The following is a 4,349-nucleotide window of genomic DNA, read 5'->3' on the forward strand; positions in this document are numbered from 1 at the left end:
GTTTATGCAGGAGTAACAGGAGACCCAAGAATGGTATCGGTTAATCCAATCCGCGATACACTATTTGCCAGCAACCCAGACCTTTATTACTTAATAGGAAATACATTGACAATCTCAGCATCCCTGTTATTAACCGGAGGAATGGCAGCAAATGCAGCAGTAAGTGCAGGAACATCCATCGGCAGGGCAGTAGTGACAGAGTATGCAAAGCAGGGACTGACAATGGCAGCGAGCAGCTATGTGGACAAGAGAATGACAGAAGCAACCAACAGTCCACTGGCAGGTTTTGTAGTTGGTTCACTAACCGGAATGGCAACATATGGAACGCTCAGTGAGGCAGAGCTGGAAGTAGTAAATAACGTAAAAAGACCGCAGCAGTTGGGAAATGTTGGAGAGAGTAGTATAAATTCTTATGCCGATTTTAGTAAAGCAGTAAGCGATATTGGTACGAGAAGTGATTTGACTGATGCACAAAAGATAAAGGAATTACAAAAACTGTTTAAAAACTCAAATTACAAAGCTGATATAAATGTGCCAAGTGATATTCAATATGTAAAGGGTTTTGATGTGAAGGGAAATGTAATATATGATTGGCCGCCTAAATTAGGCTTTGATGAAAGCACAATCAAACCTATTACCAGAACAGATGGTTTGGCTGATTCTTGGGATAGATATGGATATATGGGTGGTTCTAATTTCGCAGACGTTCCATCAACGGGTAAATACACATATAGTGAAAGAGCAATTCCTTATGTAGAAAATGAAGCAGCTTATCATACAGGAACTTTTAATAATGTAACGTATTTTGATAAAATTGATGCAATAAAAAATAGAGATATAGATACATTTAATGCGTTGCTTCATAATGAAGGGATATCTAGGTGGGACTTGGATGATTTTGAAGAACTATGTGATAGTTATGATTCGTTTATATCAAAAGCCAATAAGGAATTGGGAGATAGTGTAGATGCAACCTATGGTATAAAAGGCCAAGCAGCAGAATGGGGAGATATGACTGGTGGAGCGGGACAAATTGTTACCCCTTTTGGTGGAGATGTATTAGAAAAAATAGGAATATTAAAGGAGAATTAAGTGTGGATAAAAACAAATTAATTTCTAGTATACTATCATTTAAAGATGGCATAGGCATGTGGAAAATAGTATTAAATCAAATTACAGAGGCAGATTTTGTTATAGGATATGGTTTTGATAATAATGAAAAATTATGGAAGGTTTATCAAAATAATGAAAGAGGAATGAGGGCAGAATGGACGTTTAAGAATGAGGAAGAGGCATTGGAGAAATTATATAAAAAAGTAAAATTTCAGTGTAAATTAATAAATTAAATAAGGCCTTTTCAAAATCTGTTTGTCGGAACCATGATTCTGGGAGGAATGCTTGTCGTAGCAACCTGTGGTATGGCACTTCCTTTAGTGGCTACAGTAGGAGTAATGGCAATTGGCGCAGGAACAGCAGCATATGGCTTTTCAAATACAGTAGAAGGTGGTCAGGATGTTTATGCAGGAGTAACAGGAGACCCAAGAATGGTATCGGTTAATCCAATCCGTGATACATTATTTGCCAGCAATCCGGAACTCTATTATTTAATAGGAAATGCGTTGACAATCTCAGCTTCTATGATACTGACCGGAGGAATGGCAGCAAATGCAGCAGTAAGTGCAGGAACATCTATCGGCAGGGCTGTAGTAACAGAGTATGCAAAGCAGGGACTGACGATGGCAGCCAGCAGCTATGTGGAAAAGAGCATGACAGAAGCAACCAACAGTCCTCTGGCAGGCTTTGTAGTTGGTTCACTAACCGGGATGGCAACATATGGAACGCTCAGTGAGGCTGAGCTGGAAGTAGTAAATAACGTAAAAAGACCGCAGCAGTTGGGAAATGTTGGAGAGAGTAGTAGTAATGCAAAGAATCCAATGACAGGTGATGATTGGCATAATTATTTTAATGAAACATATGGAGCAGATAATGTTACTTGGGAAAGTACATCTATCCAAGATATTGTGGATATGCCAAGTAAAATAACTGACTTTTCTCCAAAACAGATTTCAGATTTAGCCACAAAAAATGGATGGACAGTGGAACCTTTAGGCAAAGGTAGTCTAGCAGGAATTCCATACGAACAAGGCGGTGGGCTAAGTATGCATGCACCAAATGGAAGTTCTGTATATATTCAATATCATCCAGGTGGCGGACATCATGGAGAGATGCCATATTATAAGGTTTCATCTGGTAAAAATGGAATTGTAAGATATTACATAAATGGAGAAAGGGCAAAATAGTGGAAAAAGATATAGAAGAAATTATGCAATGCTATGATAGATTCATTGACATTGTAAAACAAATGTCTATGACTGCAACAGAACAAATTGCAAAACTGAAAGGTACAGTTGTTGCAGATGAGCTTGCAAGCGATTTTAGTGAAATAGGGATGATGTATGCAAAAGAGTTACTGGAAAGTGAGTGGATAAGTCAAGAACAGTATATCATTGCAAAATCTATAGATGAGATGCTAATTGGTATGTCTAAAAAAAATGAATTATGGACAGAAGACGCTCTATTAAATGCTGAAGAATGGGAAGAATGCAGAAAAAAAGGAGGTTTGCTTTTAGAAACGTTAGAATAATTTTTTTTAATAAATTTAATTAGTGTTATACTTTCGGACTCCAACAACCTATAACTCATGCATGTCTATTAATTAATCATCATGGCTGTTGTGAAGCAATTAAGAATCCATGATGTTAATTAATAGACATTAGCGAAAATTTGTCGAGTCGGGTATACGAAAGGACATTGCAAAATCAAAATAGAATATTTAGTTCCAATACGCTGATATAAACGTGCTCTTAGCAACAATGTAAAGTACGAGGAGATTACCAGCATCCGTGAATTAATCCAGGCACAGCTTGACCGATGGATAGAAGAGATTGATGCGGTGAGGAACAGTATCGTAGAAATTGCTGCTATGCCGGAGATATCCCAGGATTCCATGGAGTGACGGGAGACTCAAGGCTAGTATCGGTTAATCCAATCCGAGATACAGTATTTGCCAGTAATCCGGAACTCTATTATTTAATAGGAAATGTTTTGACAATCTCAGCTTCTATGATACTGACCGGAGGAATGGCAGCAAATGCAGCAGTAAGTGCAGGAATATCCATAGGAAGGGCAGTAGTAACAGAGTATGCAAAGCAGGGACTGACAATGGCAGCCAGCAGCTATGTGGAAAAGAGCATGACAGAAGCAACCAATAGTCCACTGGCAGGCTTTGTAGTTGGCTCACTAACCGGAATGGCAACATATGGAACGCTCAGTGAGATAGAGCTGGAAGTAGTAAATAATGTAAAAAGACCGCAGCAGTTGGGAAATATAGGGGAGAGTGGTAGAAAGACGGGTACTGTATGGGATAATATTACCCCAACTCAAGAAAAGTATCCGTATACTAATATTCCAAAATCATTTGAGATAGAGGTTAATGGAGAAAAGATGTGGGTGCATGGAAATGCAACTGAACATATGTATGAAGAAGTTTATAAGGGGATTACTACGGGAAATGGCACAGCATATACAAATCCTAATCTTTATACACAAGAAATTATGAGTGATTTTTATGGTTCGCTTCAGGAGGCAACTAAATCAGGAATTGTTTATGGAGAAAAGATTACGGAAGGTAATTGGGAATTTATATTTGCTCAGTCAAGACAAGCAGGACAGTTGCCAGTAATAAAACATGCACAGTTTAATGGATGGCATTAGGAGGTACAAGAATATGCAAGATATAATAGATATGGAATTGGAAGAATATATTCCTTTGAAGATTATATTTAATAAGGATAAGGAAGCGGTTGAATATATTTCATATTCAAAAGATAAAACTTCTTCATTGGAATTTACAGTGGGTATAAAGAGTAAGTTATTAAAAAGAATAACGCTACTGCTTTGCAAGGAGTATTCAGAAACTACGGATAAGCTAGTGGTGGAAAATTTTGAAGATGGAAAGATAATTTTTCATAGTGATGATATAGAATGCCCTGTTTTTAAAACTATTTTGTATTCTAATGGTAGCAGAATAATATTATCAGACAAAAAAAGTTCACATTATATAAAAATGGACAAAGTGTATTTTGGATTGTCAGAAACAGATGATATTATTGAAATATGTGTATGTGATATGAGAGATTCTGAATTGGAACACTTAAAAAAAGAATTAGAGTTGCAGTGAGTGATGCCATGGCAGTCAGCAGCTACATGGAAAAGAGCATGACAGAAGAAATTTACCAGTCCACTGGCAGGCTTTGTAGTTGGTTCACTAACCGGAATGGCAACATATG

The 4,349-nt window shown here is 37.4% G+C and carries 6 protein-coding genes; all 6 read left to right on the forward strand.

What is annotated here, in order from left to right:
* Nucleotides 1–1,092, forward strand: a 1,092-nt coding sequence (locus tag DWY37_RS15470; RefSeq protein WP_207663679.1) for a hypothetical protein, incomplete at its 5' end; no start/stop codon positions are given.
* 2 nt (nt 1,093–1,094) lie between these two features.
* Entirely contained in the window at nt 1,095–1,346 is a 252-nt protein-coding gene (locus DWY37_RS15475) for a hypothetical protein (protein ID WP_118088425.1), read from the forward strand.
* Nucleotides 1,347–1,394: 48 nt separating this feature from the next.
* A complete protein-coding gene (locus tag DWY37_RS15480; RefSeq protein ID WP_118592612.1) occupies nt 1,395–2,300 on the forward strand; it encodes a hypothetical protein in 906 nt (301 codons plus the stop codon).
* A complete protein-coding gene (locus DWY37_RS15485) occupies nt 2,300–2,644 on the forward strand; it encodes a hypothetical protein (protein WP_199534402.1) in 345 nt (114 codons plus the stop codon). The genes DWY37_RS15480 and DWY37_RS15485 overlap by 1 nt, the downstream gene beginning before the upstream one ends.
* A gap of 368 nt (nt 2,645–3,012) precedes the next feature.
* Nucleotides 3,013–3,774, forward strand: coding sequence for a hypothetical protein (locus tag DWY37_RS15490; protein WP_147403608.1), 762 nt, complete (start codon nt 3,013–3,015; stop codon nt 3,772–3,774).
* A gap of 13 nt (nt 3,775–3,787) precedes the next feature.
* Nucleotides 3,788–4,240 (forward strand): hypothetical protein, encoded by a 453-nt coding sequence (locus tag DWY37_RS15495; protein ID WP_117842380.1) that lies wholly within the window; start codon nt 3,788–3,790, stop codon nt 4,238–4,240.
* Nucleotides 4,241–4,349: the final 109 nt, after the last annotated feature.

It is taken from the genome of Roseburia sp. AF25-13LB (assembly GCF_003478915.1).
Lineage (GTDB): Bacteria > Bacillota > Clostridia > Lachnospirales > Lachnospiraceae > Roseburia_C > Roseburia_C amylophila.

Excerpts from the sequence above, each read along its gene's own strand:
- DWY37_RS15480 (WP_118592612.1), top strand. The coding sequence starts at position 1,395 with ATGCTTGTCGTAGCAACCTGTGGTATGGCACTTCCTTTAGTGGCTACA.
- DWY37_RS15495 (WP_117842380.1), top strand. The coding sequence starts at position 3,788 with ATGCAAGATATAATAGATATGGAATTGGAAGAATATATTCCTTTGAAG.